This is a genomic window from Klebsiella sp. KP20-425-1, assembly GCF_025813515.1.
GTDB classification, from domain to species: Bacteria; Pseudomonadota; Gammaproteobacteria; order Enterobacterales; family Enterobacteriaceae; genus Klebsiella; species Klebsiella pneumoniae.
In genome coordinates this window covers 1,022,185-1,038,439 of record NZ_CP109614.1, presented here as the reverse complement: position 1 = coordinate 1,038,439, position 16,255 = coordinate 1,022,185, and the positions used below count along the sequence as shown (strand labels likewise).

11 protein-coding genes are annotated in these 16,255 nt (G+C 57.5%); 3 read left to right on the top strand and 8 right to left on the bottom strand.

Annotated elements, in window-relative coordinates; all coding sequences use genetic code 11:
- Nucleotides 1–91: 91 nt before the first annotated feature.
- Nucleotides 92–457: a 6-carboxytetrahydropterin synthase QueD gene (gene queD / locus OHJ17_RS05170; protein ID WP_004174641.1), complete on the top strand. Its 366-nt coding sequence runs from the start codon at nt 92–94 to the stop codon at nt 455–457.
- 40 nt (nt 458–497) lie between these two features.
- Here queD and queE read toward each other — a convergent pair whose 3' ends face one another.
- The gene (gene queE, locus OHJ17_RS05165; protein WP_002915210.1) at nt 498–1,169 is read right to left on the bottom strand and encodes a 7-carboxy-7-deazaguanine synthase QueE; all 672 of its coding nucleotides are present in this window, start codon (nt 1,167–1,169) and stop codon (nt 498–500) included.
- Between the two features lie 474 nt (nt 1,170–1,643).
- On the opposite strand from queE, the gene OHJ17_RS05160 reads away from it, so the two are divergent.
- Complete coding sequence (locus OHJ17_RS05160; RefSeq protein ID WP_004174640.1) at nt 1,644–2,753, top strand: SDR family oxidoreductase; 1,110 nt, start codon at nt 1,644–1,646, stop codon at nt 2,751–2,753.
- Between the two features lie 63 nt (nt 2,754–2,816).
- Here the strand turns inward: OHJ17_RS05160 and eno are convergent, their stop codons facing one another.
- From eno to rlmD, 5 genes are all read right to left on the bottom strand, one after another.
- Nucleotides 2,817–4,115, bottom strand: a complete 1,299-nt coding sequence (gene eno, locus OHJ17_RS05155; protein ID WP_002915213.1) for a phosphopyruvate hydratase — start codon at nt 4,113–4,115, stop codon at nt 2,817–2,819.
- A gap of 81 nt (nt 4,116–4,196) precedes the next feature.
- Nucleotides 4,197–5,834: a glutamine hydrolyzing CTP synthase gene (pyrG, locus tag OHJ17_RS05150; protein ID WP_004142808.1), complete on the bottom strand. Its 1,638-nt coding sequence runs from the start codon at nt 5,832–5,834 to the stop codon at nt 4,197–4,199.
- A gap of 280 nt (nt 5,835–6,114) precedes the next feature.
- The gene (gene mazG, locus OHJ17_RS05145) at nt 6,115–6,906 is read right to left on the bottom strand and encodes a nucleoside triphosphate pyrophosphohydrolase (protein WP_002915215.1); all 792 of its coding nucleotides are present in this window, start codon (nt 6,904–6,906) and stop codon (nt 6,115–6,117) included.
- A 111-nt stretch (nt 6,907–7,017) separates the two neighbouring features.
- Nucleotides 7,018–9,255 carry a GTP diphosphokinase gene (gene relA, locus OHJ17_RS05140; RefSeq protein ID WP_002915217.1) on the bottom strand — a complete coding sequence of 746 codons (2,238 nt, stop codon included), beginning with the start codon at nt 9,253–9,255 and terminating at the stop codon, nt 7,018–7,020.
- Nucleotides 9,256–9,376: 121 nt separating this feature from the next.
- Nucleotides 9,377–10,681, bottom strand: coding sequence for a 23S rRNA (uracil(1939)-C(5))-methyltransferase RlmD (rlmD, locus tag OHJ17_RS05135; RefSeq protein WP_032433493.1), 1,305 nt, complete (start codon nt 10,679–10,681; stop codon nt 9,377–9,379).
- Between the two features lie 113 nt (nt 10,682–10,794).
- Between rlmD and barA the strand changes: the two genes are divergently transcribed.
- Nucleotides 10,795–13,545, top strand: coding sequence for a two-component sensor histidine kinase BarA (gene barA / locus OHJ17_RS05130; RefSeq protein WP_032433494.1), 2,751 nt, complete (start codon nt 10,795–10,797; stop codon nt 13,543–13,545).
- 157 nt (nt 13,546–13,702) lie between these two features.
- On the opposite strand, the gene OHJ17_RS05125 is transcribed toward barA, so the two are convergent.
- Together OHJ17_RS05125 and gudD are read right to left on the bottom strand one after the other, a co-directional pair.
- Entirely contained in the window at nt 13,703–14,842 is a 1,140-nt protein-coding gene (locus tag OHJ17_RS05125) for a glycerate kinase (RefSeq protein WP_032433495.1), read from the bottom strand.
- Nucleotides 14,843–14,914: 72 nt separating this feature from the next.
- A complete protein-coding gene (gene gudD, locus OHJ17_RS05120; protein WP_023158721.1) occupies nt 14,915–16,255 on the bottom strand; it encodes a glucarate dehydratase in 1,341 nt (446 codons plus the stop codon).

Below are 16,255 nucleotides of genomic sequence, written 5' to 3'. Positions count from 1 at the left end.
GTCCATTTTCTGTTCACGGCCGTTTTAGTTAATGCGAAAAAATGTACTTTCCGGTACCCTACGGCGGTTTTTTTCGTCCTGTTGAGAGTCAATGATGTCCACCACGCTGTTTAAAGATTTCACCTTCGAAGCCGCCCACCACCTGCCGCACGTCCCGGAAGGACACAAATGCGGTCGCCTGCATGGCCACTCCTTTATGGTGCGTCTGGAGATCACCGGTGAAGTCGATCCCCATACCGGGTGGATCATGGATTTTGCCGAGCTGAAGGCCGCCTTTAAGCCGACATACGATCGCCTCGACCACTATTATCTGAACGATATTCCTGGTCTGGAAAACCCCACCAGCGAAGTGCTGGCCAAATGGATCTGGGATGAGATGAAACCGCGGGTGCCGCTGCTCAGCGCCGTGATGGTCAAAGAGACCTGCACCGCCGGCTGCGTCTATCGCGGCGAGTAAGCGAAAAAAAGCCCGGTCAGTACGCTGCCGGGCTTTTTTATCAGGCAATATTCAGATACTTGTGCGTCTGCATAGACAGGCGCCAGTTGCGGGCGATGCAGGTGTCGATACACAGGCGCGTCGCATCTTCTTTCTGACTGATCGGCTGCAGGGCGATGATCCGCGGTTTGTCATCGCTCAGCGTTTCCAGCAGTTCGTCCAGCGCTTCTATGTCGCGGACGCGCCCTACCGGATGCTTGATCTCATCCGCCCGCTGCAGGGCCTGAGACAGCACGTCATAGCCACCGCGCATGTTGACCTTCGGGGAAACCGTCACCCAGGTATTGGGGCTGCAGCGTACTTCATGGGTGCCGCTGGTTTCAATCTGACAGCTAAAGCCGTTTTGTTCCAGAAGCGAGGTTAACGGCGTTAAATCATGAATGCAGGGCTCACCGCCGGTAATAACCACGTGGCGGGCTGTCCACCCCTGCCGCCCAATAATCGCCAGCAGATCCTCGCTGCTTGCCGGGCCCCACTTGTCGCTCTCTTTGGTTTTCGCCAGGATGCTGAACAACGACACTTCCCGATCGGCCAGCTTGTCCCAGGTATGCTTGGTGTCACACCACGCGCATCCTACCGGGCATCCCTGCAGACGAATAAAGATGGCAGGCACGCCGGTGAAGTAACCCTCGCCTTGCAGGGTCTGGAACATCTCGTTAATCGGGTACTGCATAGTCATCTCTGTTTAGGGTGATAAACGTTCATTATCGCAGATTTCGCTGCCCAGGTCTTGTCCTGCGCTGCGATCGCTTTTTTACCCCTCCGTCAATATCCGTGTCGGGAATAATATTATTGATTAAAAAAGCAATCTTTTCTTTTGGCTTAGTTTATTAGCATGGTAAGAATTAAAATAAATAGCATTCTGACGCGCGGGGGGAAATATGTAACAGAAAATGTTATTCCTGTCATTCAGGATAAAATAAAAGGTCCAAGAACCAAAATAAAAAACCTTAAAATACAGTAATGTACAAACTGATACATGAAAGAGTGAATTATCTGGCCGATCTGCGAGTCCAATTCTATCCCCCGGTAATAATAACCTTAAACTGGTCTTAATAAAGCCCTGATCGGGCCCCTTTTTTATTTAATTGTCGTTTACTTTTGCCCGCCTAGAATCCCGCAGACCAACCATAATGAGATAGCGTTTATGACCACATTATTAATTACCGGCGTTACGGGGTTTCTGGGCGGTGCCGCGTTAGAGAAAATACTCCATCAGGAAACCCGGTTAGATCTGCTGCTGCTGGTACGTGCTGATAGCCCCGAGGCTGGCCTCGAACGGGTCAAAGAGAACATGCGTAAGTTCAACATCGCCGAGGAGAAGCTGGCGATGTTGCGCCAGCAGCATATCCTGCTGGGCGATCTCGCCTCTCCGGAGCATTTTCTTAACGATCCGCGCCTTGAGCAGGTCACCCATGTCCTCAACTGCGCCGCTGTCGCCTCATTTGGCAGCAACCCGCTTATCTGGAAGGTTAACGTTGAGGGCACGCTGCGCCTGGCGCAACGTATGGCGCAGGTGACGGGTCTGCAGCGCTTTCTGCACGTCGGTACGGCGATGTCATGTTCGCCTGAACCGGATTCACTGGTCGCCGAAAGCGCGGAGTTTCGGGAACGCGCTGAGCACCTGGTGGAATATACCCACTCGAAGTCGACCATCGAGCAGCTGATGCAGCAGCAGTGCCCTACGCTACCGCTGGTAATTGCCCGCCCCTCTATCGTGGTGGGTCATACCCATCACGGCTGCCGGCCTTCCAGCAGTATTTTCTGGGTGTTCAGCATGGGGCTGATGCTGCAGAAATTCATGTGCTCCATGGAGGACCGAATTGACGTTATCCCGGTGGACTACTGCGCCGACGCCCTGCTAATGCTGCTTAACCAGCCTCTGGCTCACGGCGAGGTGGTGCATATCTCTGCTGGCGAAGAGAACAGCGTGAAGTTTGCCGAAATCGACCGGGCGATGGCTCAGGCCCTGGAGCAGGCGCCGGTGGGGGATAAGTACGCCCAGGTGAGCTATGAAACGCTGGTCAAAATGAGACGCGAACTGAAAGGGATATTTGGGCCATGCAATGAGCGGCTGATGCTGAAAGCCATGCGCTTATACGGCGCGTTCGCCACCCTGAACGTGCGCTTTAGTAACGACAAGCTGCTGAGCATGGGGATGCCAAAACCGCCGCGCTTTACCGATTACATCGACCGCTGCGTGGAAACCACCCGCGGGTTGTCGATCCCTCAGCAAATGGCCGTCGACTTTAAATAATGGCCGCAGGCGTAAAAAAAATGCCAGCCCGAAGGCTGGCATGATTATTTCACAAGGACAGGATTAAGCCTGACCTTTGATCTCTTTACGACCGTTGAACGGCGCTTGCTCACCCAGCGCTTCTTCGATACGAATCAGCTGGTTGTATTTAGCAACGCGGTCAGAACGGCTCATAGAACCAGTTTTGATCTGGCCTGCAGCGGTACCAACAGCCAGGTCGGCAATGGTAGCGTCTTCAGTTTCGCCAGAACGGTGAGAGATAACAGCGGTGTAGCCAGCGTCTTTCGCCATCTTGATAGCAGCCAGAGTTTCGGTCAGAGAACCGATCTGGTTGAACTTGATCAGGATGGAGTTAGCGATGCCTTTTTCGATGCCTTCTTTCAGGATCTTGGTGTTGGTTACGAACAGGTCGTCACCAACCAGCTGGATTTTGTCGCCCAGTACTTTAGTCTGGTAAGCGAAACCTTCCCAGTCAGATTCGTCCAGACCATCTTCGATGGAGACGATCGGGTACTGTTTGGTCAGCTCTTCCAGGAAGTGAGTGAACTCTTCAGAGGTGAACGCTTTGTTGCCTTCGCCAGCCAGAACGTATTTACCGTCTTTGTAGAATTCAGACGCCGCGCAGTCCATCGCCAGGGTGATGTCTTTGCCCAGCTCGTAGCCTGCAGCTTTAACCGCTTCAGCGATAACAGCCAGCGCTTCGGCGTTGGAACCCAGGTTCGGCGCGTAGCCGCCTTCGTCACCAACGGCAGTGTTCATGCCTTTGGACTTCAGCACTTTCGCCAGGTGATGGAACACTTCAGAACCCATGCGTACTGCTTCTTTCAGGGTCGGCGCGCCAACCGGCTGAATCATGAATTCCTGGATGTCGACGTTGTTGTCAGCGTGCTCACCGCCGTTGATGATGTTCATCATCGGAACCGGCATGGAGTATTTGCCCGGAGTGCCGTTCAGTTCAGCGATGTGCGCGTACAGCGGCAGGCCTTTGGACGCAGCAGCTGCTTTGGCGTTCGCCAGAGAAACGGCCAGGATAGCGTTCGCACCGAAGTTAGATTTGTTTTCAGTACCGTCCAGGTCGATCATGATCTTGTCGATGCCAGCCTGATCTTTAGCATCTTTGCCCAGGATTGCCTGAGCGATCGGGCCGTTTACCGCAGCAACAGCTTTGGTTACGCCTTTACCCAGGAAACGGGATTTGTCGCCATCGCGCAGTTCCAGCGCTTCGCGGGAACCAGTAGAAGCACCTGACGGAGCAGCTGCCATACCGACGAAACCACCTTCCAGGTGTACTTCGGCTTCAACAGTCGGGTTACCACGGGAGTCGATGATTTCACGACCGATGACTTTAACGATTTTGGACATTAGGTTTTCCTCAGTACAAGTTAAACTAAAACTCCAGACAAACAATGCACCCGGATGGGTGCATTGCCGTTCAAACTCTTTTTACTTCGCCTGGCGTTTCTGGTACTCGCTCGCGGCTTTCACAAAGCCGGCAAACAGCGGGTGTCCATCACGCGGCGTCGAAGTAAACTCCGGGTGGAACTGGCAGGCCACAAACCACGGATGGTTCGGCACTTCGATGATCTCGACCAACTGATCATCCCCGGAACGGCCCGCAACGCGCAGACCGGCAGCTTCAATCGGTTTCAACAACATGTTGTTGACTTCGTAGCGGTGACGATGACGCTCGGTGATGGTCGGCTCGCCGTAAAGCTGGCGTACCAGAGAATCATCACTCAGCTGGCACTGCTGCGCGCCCAGGCGCATGGTGCCGCCCAGATCGCTCTTCTCAGAGCGGACTTCAACGTTGCCATCTTCGTCACGCCATTCGGTAATCAGGGCCACGACCGGGTATTTACAGTCTGGCACAAATTCCGTCGAGTTGGCGTTTTCCATACCCGCTACGTTACGCGCGAACTCAATCAGCGCAACCTGCATACCCAGGCAGATGCCCAGATAAGGAATATTGTTTTCACGCGCATAGCGCGCGGTGGCGATCTTGCCTTCAACGCCGCGGTAGCCGAAGCCACCCGGGATCAGGATAGCGTCTAAATCCTTGAGGATTTCGACGCCGCGCGTTTCCACATCCTGCGAATCGATCAGCTTGATGTTGACGGTAACGCGATTTTTCAGACCGCCGTGTTTCAGCGCTTCAATCACCGACTTGTAGGCATCCGGCAGTTCAATGTACTTACCGACCATACCGATGGTGACTTCGCCTGCCGGATTAGCTTCTTCATAGATTACCTGTTCCCATTCGGCCAGGTTTGCTTCCGGACAAGTTAAGCTGAATCGTTTACAAATATAATCGTCCAGCCCCTGAGATTTCAACAGGCCCGGAATTTTATAAATGGAATCGACATCTTTCAGAGAAATCACAGCCTTTTCCGGAACGTTACAGAACAAAGCAATTTTGGCTCGTTCGTTGGCCGGAACCGCGCGATCGGAGCGGCAGATCAGAATATCAGGCTGAATACCGATGGAGAGCAGCTCTTTCACGGAGTGCTGGGTCGGCTTGGTTTTGACTTCGCCCGCGGCGGCCATGTACGGCACCAGAGTCAGGTGCATGAACAGGGTATGCTCGCGGCCGATCTCTACCGCCATCTGACGAATCGCTTCGAGGAACGGCAGGGATTCGATATCGCCTACGGTACCGCCGATTTCCACCAGCACGACGTCATGGCCTTCGCCGCCCGCCAGTACGCGCTCTTTGATAGCGTTGGTGATGTGCGGGATAACCTGAACGGTCGCGCCCAGGTAGTCGCCACGGCGCTCTTTGCGCAGCACGTCGGAGTAGATACGGCCGGTGGTGAAGTTATTGCGGCGCGTCATCTTGGTGCGGATAAAACGCTCATAGTGGCCCAGGTCCAGATCGGTTTCTGCGCCGTCTTCAGTAACGAACACTTCCCCATGCTGGATTGGGCTCATGGTGCCCGGATCGACGTTGATATACGGATCCAGTTTCATGATGGTCACGTTGAGACCACGGGCTTCAAGAATGGCTGCCAGGGAGGCTGCGGCAATGCCTTTACCCAGAGAGGATACGACCCCGCCGGTCACAAAAATATAGTTCGTTGTCATGCTGAACCTGAGAAGTTAGGGTAAAACGATGGAATAACCAGGACGGGAAAGTAGTATACCCGAACATGCGTGACGCCACAAACTTTCATTCTTCCCCTCCCCTTCGTTCTTCAAGTTGCACCTGTGTTGCGACTCGAACAACTCGAAGAGGCAGGCTACATGGTGTTTCAACGACATAACGGAAAGAGAAAATAGACGCTTTTGGCGAAATGTTTTTGACGTAAATCAAGCGCTTGTTATTTATAAAATCACACAAATCGCGCTTGATCACGAAAATCCGTTAGAGATCAGTTTCCTGGCGTTTTACTTCCTGCCACACTTCTTCCATGGTATCGAGGTCGACGCCGGTCATTTCCAGGCCTCGGGCGGCGACAATACGCTCGACCTCGCGGAAACGACGCTCAAATTTGAGGTTTGCTTTCTGCAGCGCCACCTCGGCTTTGACGCCCAAATGACGGGATAAATTCACCGTGGCAAACAGCAGATCGCCCACTTCCTCTTCCAGTTTTGCTTCATCCACCACCGCCTGCTGCGCTTCATGCATCACTTCATCAATTTCTTCATGCACTTTGTCGAGCACCGGGCCCAGCGAGGTCCAGTCGAAACCCACTGCCGAGCAGCGGCGCTGGATTTTATGCGCGCGCATTAGCGCCGGCAGGCTATGGGGAATATCGTCCAGTGCCGAATGCTGGGCTTTTTCCGCCCGCTCCGCGCTTTTGATTTGCTCCCAGCGGGCCAGGACTTCCGTGCTATTGCCCGCCGATGCCTCGCCGAAGATATGCGGGTGGCGACGCTCCAGCTTGTCGCTGATGGCGGCGCAGATATCGTCAAAGTTAAAGCGTCCCTCTTCCTGCGCCATTTGCGCATAGAACACCACCTGGAACAGCAGATCGCCCAGCTCACCGCGCAGATCGTCAAAATCTTCCCGCTGGATAGCATCGAGGACCTCGTAGGTCTCCTCAAGGGTGTAAGGGGCGATGGTGGCAAAGGTCTGCTCTTTATCCCATGGGCAGCCGTTTTCCGGGTCGCGCAGGCGGCGCATGATGCCGAGCAAGCGGTCAATTTGAGTCATGTGACAATCCTGGAAATTTAAAAAATAGTCGGCCGGATAAGGCGTTTAGACCTTATCCGACGTTGCGAAATTGCCGGATGGCGGCTTCGCCTTATCCGGCCTGCAGATGAATTAACCGCCGTGCAGACGGCGCGCGTCGATCACATCCGGCACCTGGTTGAGCTTACCGAGCACCCGGCCCAGCACCTGCAGGTTGTAAATCTCGATGGTCATATCGATGGTTGCCAGCTGCTGACGGGTATCGCTGCGGCTGGCGACGCCCAGCACGTTCACCTTCTCATTGGCGAGGATGGTAGTGATATCGCGCAGTAAACCGCTGCGATCGTTCGCCTCCACCCTGACCACCAGCGAGTAGCCCGCCGAGTAGCTTTCGCCCCATACCGCATCGACGATGCGCTCCGGAGCATGCGACTGCAGTTCAGCCAGCTGATCGCAGTCCGCGCGATGCACGGAGATCCCGCGCCCCTGGGTGATAAAGCCGACGATCTCGTCGCCCGGGATTGGCTGGCAGCAGCGGGCAATATGGTGCATCAGGTTGCCTACCCCTTCCACCACTACCCGGCCATTGTCCTTGGTGCGATTTTGCGGCGTGTAGGTTTTCTGCTGCAGTTGCTTCAGCGCGGCCGCATCCTGCTCGGCGGCGCTAGGTTTATTGAACTGCGCCTGCAGGAAGTTGACCATCTGGTTGAGACGGATATCGCCACCGCCGATGGCGGCCAGCAGTTCATCGAGCTCGTTGAAGTTATAGCGCGGCAGCAGGTGCTTTTCCGCATCCTTCAGGCTGATGCCCAAATGCTCCAGCTCGTCGTCGAGGATCTGCCGACCGGCGAGAATGTTCTTGTCGCGATCCTGCTTACGGAACCAGGCGTGGATCTTCGAACGTCCGCGGCTGGTGGTCACATAGCCGAGGTTAGGGTTCAGCCAGTCACGGCTCGGGTTCGGCTGCTTCTGGGTAATAATTTCGATCTGATCGCCCATCTGCAGCTGGTAGGTGAACGGCACGATGCGGCCGCCAATTTTGGCGCCGATGCAGCGATGGCCGACATCGCTGTGAATATGATAGGCAAAGTCCAGCGGCGTCGACCCCGCAGGCAGGTCCACCACGTCGCCTTTCGGCGTAAAGACATACACCCGGTCGTCGAAGACCTGGCTGCGCACTTCGTCGAGCATCTCGCCGGAGTCGGCCATCTCTTCCTGCCAGGCAATCAGCTTACGCAGCCAGGCGATACGGTCTTCATAGCCGCGGCCGCCGCTGGTGCCGGCTCCCGCGCCCTCTTTGTACTTCCAGTGTGCGGCCACGCCCAGCTCGGCATCTTCATGCATCTGCCGGGTGCGGATCTGAATCTCCACCGTCTTGCCGCTCGGCCCCAGCACCACGGTATGGATAGACTGGTAACCGTTGGGTTTCGGGTTGGCCACGTAGTCGTCGAATTCATCCGGCAGATGGCGGTAGTGAGTATGGACGATCCCCAGCGCGGCATAGCAATCCTGCAAACGCTCAGCCACAATACGCACCGCGCGAACGTCAAACAGCTCGTCGAAAGCGAGGTGTTTTTTCTGCATTTTGCGCCAGATACTGTAGATATGCTTCGGCCGGCCATAGACTTCCGCCTTGACGCCTTCGGCTTTCATCTCTGAGCGCAGGTGGCCGACAAACTCTTCGATGTAATGCTCGCGGTCGATACGGCGCTCGTGGAGCAGTTTGGCAATGCGCTTGTATTCCGCCGGGTGCAGATAGCGGAAGCAGTAATCTTCCAGCTCCCACTTCAGCTGGCCGATACCTAAGCGGTTCGCCAGGGGAGCATAGATATTGGTGCACTCTTTCGCCGCAAGAACGCGCTCATCTTCCGGCGCGTCCTTGACCTCGCGCAGATGCGCGATCCGCTCAGCAAGTTTGATGACCACGCAGCGGAAATCGTCAACCATCGCCAGCAGCATACGGCGAATGTTATCCACCTGCTCGGAAGAGACCGAGTCGGTATGGGTAGCTTTCAGCTGGCGGATAGCGGCCATGTCCCGCACCCCGTGAATCAGGGTCACGACCGATTTACCTACGCTCTCCTGCATCACCTCTTCGCTGACAACTTCGCCGTCGGCCAGCGGGAACAGCAGCGCCGCGCGCAGCGTATCGATGTCCATACTTAGGGTGGAGAGGATCTCCACCATTTCGACGCCCCGCCACAGCAGCAGGTCCGCCTGCGGGTGTCCTTGCGTTTTTTCGCGACAATAATCCCAGGTTTCGGCTAAGCGCTCACACGACTGCTGGCTGGAAATTCCCAGACTCGCGATCCATTTCTTCGGGTCAAATTCACCAGCTTTATTAAGATGTGCACTTCTTACCGCAACCATTGTCCTCTCCTTAAGGGACCGGCCTGCCGAAGTCGGCAAGCCTCAACTTTCTACATGTCATCCTGCAGGTCGCGTCAGCATTCATGGCCAGGGTGGCTCTTCTGCGACGTTGTGAATGACCTTATGTAAGCCTGCGCTCAAACAACACCATTGATTCCAGATGGCCGGTATGCGGGAACATATCCAGCATCGCCAGGCGTTGAATCTGATATCCAGCCTGCAACAGGGTTTCGCTGTCTCGCGCCAGCGTCGCCGGGTTGCAGGAAACATACACCACCCGCCGCGGTGCCAGTTTTATTATATGCAGCATCACGCCCGGCGCGCCGGCGCGGGCCGGGTCCAGCAGCACTTTATCAAAGCCGTGCTTCGCCCAGGCCTGACGGGTGACGTCTTCTTCCAGATTTTCATGGAAGAAAGTGACATTTGATAAACCATTGCGGGCGGCGTTTTCCCGCCCCTTCTCCACCAGCGCCGGCACCCCTTCCACGCCCACCACATGGGCGGCGCGTGTCGCCAGCGGCAGGGTAAAGTTGCCCATCCCGCAGAACAGATCCAGCACCCGGTCCTCTGGCCGCAGATCCAGCCACTCCAGTGCGGTACGCACCATCTGCTGATTTACGCCGTCGTTGACCTGGATAAAATCCCGCGGGCTGAACACTAAGCGTAGTCCGTCTGAGGTATACCATGGCGCTTCGCCATGAATATGCTCCAGTATCTCGCTTTGTGGCGCGAGGTACAGGGAAAGACCGTGAGTTTGCGAAAAGCGTTCCAGTTTTTCCCTGTCTGTCGCCGGCAGGGCTGCGGTATGGCGCAGCACCATCAGCGGGCCATTGTCCGCCTGCACCAGCTCGACGTGGCCGAGATGGCGTAATGCGCTCAGCGCGCTTAAGCACTCGCGCACAGCGGGCAGCAATGCCTCAAGTTGGGGCACCAAAACAGGGCACTGCACCACATCGACGATCGCTTTGGCGTTGGCCTGGCGAAAACCCATCTGCAATTGTTGGGTCTTCGGCTGATAATTCAAGCTCAAGCGTGCGCGACGGCGGTAGCCCCACGGCGCGCCGGCGATGACGTCATCTACCTCGCGCTTCATCAGTCGCCCCAGCGCGGCGCGTTTACTTTGCTGCTGAAGCGGAACGCTGGCATGTTGTTGTTGGCATCCGCCGCAGACGCCAAAATGGGGGCAGCGCGGCGCCTGGCGCTGCGGGCTGTCGGTCAGTCGGCGTTTCACCTCGGCGCGGGCGTACTGTTTTTTATCTTCCACCAGCACCACCTCGGCCTGCTCGTGGGGCAGCACGCCGCTCACGAACAGCGCCTTCCCCTGGTGGCGGGCAACACCCTGACCAAAGGGATCGAGGTCGTTGACTGTAACGGTTATGATCTGGCGCGTCGTCACACGCCGTTTTGCAGAGTAGAATTGCGCCATCGTAGAGAGTTGTCTCAATCAAATAAAACGAGCTCGTTCAGAGCGGCAGCGCCGCGAGGCGCAGCGACGCTGCACAGAACGATGATGTCTATATTCTCCCATAATGGAACCGCATGACCAACTACAGCCTGCGTGCTCGCATGATGATTCTGATTCTGGCGCCAACCGTCCTGATAGGACTGTTGCTCAGTATTTTCTTTGTCGCTCATCGTTATAACGACCTGCAACGCCAGCTGGAGGACGCTGGCGCCAGTATTATCGAACCGCTGGCGGTCTCCAGCGAATATGGCATGAACTTGCAAAACCGCGAATCCATCGGCCAGCTGATCAGCGTTCTGCATCGTCGCCACTCGGAGATCGTGCGGGCCATCTCGGTGTACGATTCGCATAACCGCTTATTTGTCACCTCCAATTACCAGCTCAATCCCAGCGAACTGCAGATCCCGAAAGGCGAGGCATTCCCCCGTCACCTCAGCGTCATCCGCGATGGCGACATGATGATCCTGCGCACGCCTATTGTCTCGGAAAGCTATTCTCCGGATGAATCACCCGAATCTGACGCTAAAATGCCGGGCAATATGCTGGGCTACGTCGCCCTGGAGCTGGATCTAAAATCGGTTCGCCTCCAGCAGTACAAAGAGATTTTTATCTCCAGCGTAATGATGCTGTTCTGTATCGGCATCGCGTTAATCTTCGGCTGGAGGCTGATGCGCGACGTCACCGGGCCAATCCGCAATATGGTTAACACTGTCGACCGCATCCGCCGCGGACAGCTGGACAGCCGGGTCGAAGGCTTTATGCTCGGCGAACTGGATATGCTGAAAAACGGCATTAACTCGATGGCCATGTCGCTGGCGGCATACCACGAAGAGATGCAACACAACGTCGACCAGGCGACCTCCGATCTACGGGAAACGCTTGAGCAGATGGAGATCCAGAACGTCGAGCTGGACCTGGCGAAAAAGCGCGCCCAGGAGGCGGCGCGCATTAAGTCTGAGTTCCTGGCCAATATGTCTCACGAGCTGCGCACCCCGCTCAATGGGGTGATCGGCTTTACCCGCCTGACGCTGAAAACCGATCTCAACGCTACGCAGCGCGACCACCTGACCACCATCGAACGTTCGGCCAACAATCTGCTGGCGATCATCAATGACGTGCTCGACTTTTCCAAGCTGGAAGCCGGGAAGCTGATCCTGGAGAGTATTCCGTTCCTGCTGCGCACTTCGCTTGATGAAGTGGTCACCCTGCTGGCGCATTCCGCGCACGATAAAGGGCTGGAGCTGACGCTGAATATTAAGAACAATGTACCGGACAACGTTATCGGCGATCCGCTGCGTCTGCAGCAGATTGTGACCAACCTCGTGGGCAACGCCATCAAATTTACCGAGCACGGCAATATCGACGTACTGGTGGAGCAGCGGGCCATCAGTAATTCCCGGGTACAGATCGAAATTCAGATCCACGATACCGGCATCGGCATCCCCGAGCGCGACCAGTCCCGGCTATTCCAGGCCTTCCGTCAGGCCGATGCCAGTATTTCACGCCGCCACGGCGGCACCGGGCTCGGGCTGGTGATCACTCAGCGTCTGGTCAAAGAGATGGGCGGGGATATTTCGTTCCACAGCCAGCCGAACCGCGGCTCCACCTTCTGGTTCCATATCAGCCTCGATCTCAACCCGAACGCCATTCCGGATACGCTGAACACCGACGGGCTTGTCGGCAAACGTCTGGCCTATGTGGAAGCCAACGCGACGGCGGCGCAGTGTACCCTGGAGATGCTGGCCGCTACGCCGCTGGAGGTTATCTATAGCCCTACCTTCTCCTCGCTGGCGGAAGCGCAGTATGACATTCTGCTGGTCGGTATCCCGGTTTCAATGCGCGATTTGTCGCCGCATCGGGAAAAATTAGCCAAAGCCTGCGCGATGTCCGATAACGTACTGCTGGCCCTGCCGTGCCATGCCCAGGTCAGCGCCGAAGCCCTGAAGCGCGACGGCGTTGCCGCCTGCCTGTTAAAGCCGCTCACCACCACCCGTCTGCTACCGGCGCTGGTGGCTACCAGCCACGCGCTTGCCTCCGCGCCGCTGATGCAGATCGACAGTCATAAGTTGCCAATGACGGTAATGGCCGTCGACGACAACCCGGCTAACCTGAAGCTGATTGGCGCCCTGCTGGATGATCTTGTGCAGCAGGTGATCCTCTGCGACAGCGGCCAGCAGGCGGTGGACAAGGCCAAGCAGCTGCAGGTGGATCTGATCCTGATGGATATTCAGATGCCGGATATGGACGGCATCCGCGCCTGTGAGCTTATCCATCACCTGTCCCATCATCAGCAAACCCCGGTTATTGCGGTCACCGCGCACGCCCTGGAGGGCCAGCGTGAGAAATTACTGAGCGCCGGCATGAACGACTATCTGGCGAAGCCAATCGAAGAAGAGAAACTGCACGCACTGCTGCTGCGCTATCAGCCCGGCCTGCACAGCGTCGTTCCGGCGTCGCTACTGCCCGCAGAGCCGATCGTCGATCATAACCAGACGCTCGACTGGCAGCTGGCGCTGCGCCAGGCGGCCATGAAGCCGGACCTGGCGCGGGAGATGCTGCAAATGCTGATCGCCTTTATGCCGGAGGTGCGTAACAAAGTTGAGGAGCAGCTGGTGGGCGAGCAGCCGGAAGGGCTGGTGGATCTGATCCATAAACTGCACGGCAGCTGCAGCTATAGCGGCGTGCCGCGGCTCAAAAAGCTGTGCCATACCCTGGAAAGTCAGCTGCGGGCAGGCACCGCCGCCGAGGATCTGGAGCCGGAGCTGCTTGAGCTGTTAGATGAGATGGATAATGTGGCCCGCGAAGCGTGCCGGATGGGGGTGTAAACCCCGGATAGCGGCGCTACGCGCCTCATCCGGGCTACGCCCTACGGTCCGGTATTCGGTTGGTAGCCCCGGTAAGCGTAAGCGCCACCGGGGATGGTTCCCGGATCGCGGTGCTACGCACCTTATCCGGACTACAAATACCACTGCGCCAGCCGGGTTACCGCCTGTCGCCCATCTGCAAAACCGCAGCTACGTTACGCGCCGTCATTCGCAGGTTGGCGGCGGCATTGGCCAACGCTTCATCAAGGGTACAGATGGTATACAACACGCTGAATACCGCATCCAGCCCGTGCTGATGCACGACGCCAACATCGGCGGTAAGACTGCCGGCAATCCCGATCACCGGGACGTTAAAACGCTTCGCCACCCTCGCCACCCCCACCGGCACTTTGCCGTGGATCGTCTGGCTATCGATACGCCCTTCGCCGGTGATCACTAAATCGGCATCCGCCACCCGCTCAGCCAGCTGTAGCGCATCGGTGACAATCTCAATGCCCGGACGCAACTGAGCACCACAGAACGCATACAGCGCCGCACCCATGCCGCCCGCCGCGCCGCCGCCCTCAAGGCTCAGCACGTCGATATCTAAATCACGGGCGATAATCCGGGCATAGTGCCGCAGGCCGCTGTCGAGCCGTTCGATCATTTGCGCCGTCGCCCCTTTTTGCGGGCCGAACACCGCGCTGGCGCCCTGCGGGCCGGTCAACGGGTTGGTGACGTCGCAGGCAACGTCAATCCGGCAATCTGCCAGCCGCGAATCGAGTTCGCTGAGATCGATTCGCGCCAGCGTCTCCAGCGCGCCGCCCCCGGAGGCGATTTGCTGGCCCTCGGCGGTCAGCAGTTTCGCCCCCAGCGCCTGCGCCATCCCGGCGCCGCCGTCATTGGTCGCACTGCCGCCAATACCAATAATGATCTGTCTTACCCCGGCGTCCAGCGCATGGCGGATAAGCTCCCCGGTACCCCAGGAAGTGGTCAGCAGCGGGTTACGCTGCGCCGGCGGGACGCTCTCCAGGCCGCTGGCCGCCGCCATTTCGATAAAGGCGCACTGGCGATCGCCGGACAGCCCGTAAAATGCCTCAACCGGCTCGCCCAGCGGCCCGGTGACCGTCAGCGGAACCAGAAGCCCGCCGGTCGCCGCCACCATGGCTTCCACCGTCCCTTCCCCACCATCGGCAACCGGCAGCTTGACGTACTCGGCGTCAGGATAAATCTCGCGAAAGCCTTGCTCTATCGCACTGGCCACTTCCAGCGCGCTCAGGCTCTCCTTCCAGGAATCCGGTGCGATCACTATTTTCATCTGCTGTCCTTACTCTGAGCCAACCCCTGGCGCTGTCGCGCAATGCCGGCCCCCGCAGAGGCCGGCGGACTTTTAGCGCACCATGCATGGACGCTTGTTGTCAAAGGTCCAGCCCGGGATCAGATACTGCATCGCCATCGCATCGTCGCGGGCGCCAAGACCATGTTTCTTATATAGCTCATTTGCCTGCATCACGCGGTCCATATCCAGCTCAACCCCCAGGCCCGGGGTACTCGGTACCTGCACCATGCCGCCTTTGATTTCAAAAGGTTGTTTGGTCAGACGCTGGTTGCCCTCCTGCCAGATCCAGTGGGTATCGATAGCGGTGATCTTGCCCGGCGCCGCTGCCGCGACGTGGGTGAACATCGCCAGCGACACGTCGAAGTGATTATTAGAGTGCGAACCCCAGGTCAGGCCGAACTCATGGCACATCTGCGCTACGCGCACCGACCCCTGCATGGTCCAGAAGTGCGGGTCCGCCAGCGGGATATCCACCGATTGTAGCGACAGCGTATGGCCCATCTGCCGCCAGTCGGTGGCGATCATATTGGTGGCGGTCGGCAGGCCCGTCGCGCGGCGGAACTCGGCCATCACTTCGCGGCCGGAGAAGCCCTGTTCGGCGCCGCACGGATCTTCCGCATAGGCCAGCACGCCCTTCAGCTGTTTACCAATCTGAATGGCCTCCTCAAGCAGCCAGGCGCCATTCGGGTCGAGAGTGACGCGAGCATTCGGGAAGCGCTTCGCCAGGGCGCTGATCGCTTCGGCTTCTTCAAAACCGGCCAGCACGCCGCCCTTCAGCTTAAAGTCGTTGAAACCATATTTTTCATACGCCGCTTCCGCCAGGCGGACCACCGCATCCGGCGTCATCGCCTCTTCATGGCGCAGGCGATACCACTCGCACTGCTCATCCGGCTGGCTCTGATAGGCCAGCGGCGTCGCATGGCGATTACCGACAAAGAACAGATAGCCCAGCATTTCGACTTCGCTGCGCTGCTGGCCATCGCCTAGCAGCGAGGCGACGTTGACCCCAAGGTGCTGGCCCAGCAGATCCAGCAGTGCCGCTTCGATGCCGGTCACCACGTGAATGGTGGTGCGCAGGTCAAAGGTCTGCAGGCCGCGGCCCCCGGCGTCGCGGTCGGCAAACTGATTGCGCACCGCGCCCAGCACGTTTTTATACTCGCCCAGCGTTTTGCCCACCACCAGCGGAATGGCATCCTCCAGGGTCTGGCGAATTTTTTCACCGCCCGGGATTTCACCGACGCCGGTATGGCCGGCGTTATCTTTGATAATTACGATATTGCGGGTGAAGTACGGGGCGTGCGCGCCGCTCAGGTTCATCAGCATGCTGTCATGGCCGGCAACCGGGATCACCTGCATGGTGGTGACAGCGGGCGTTGAAGAGAAAGTCGTCAT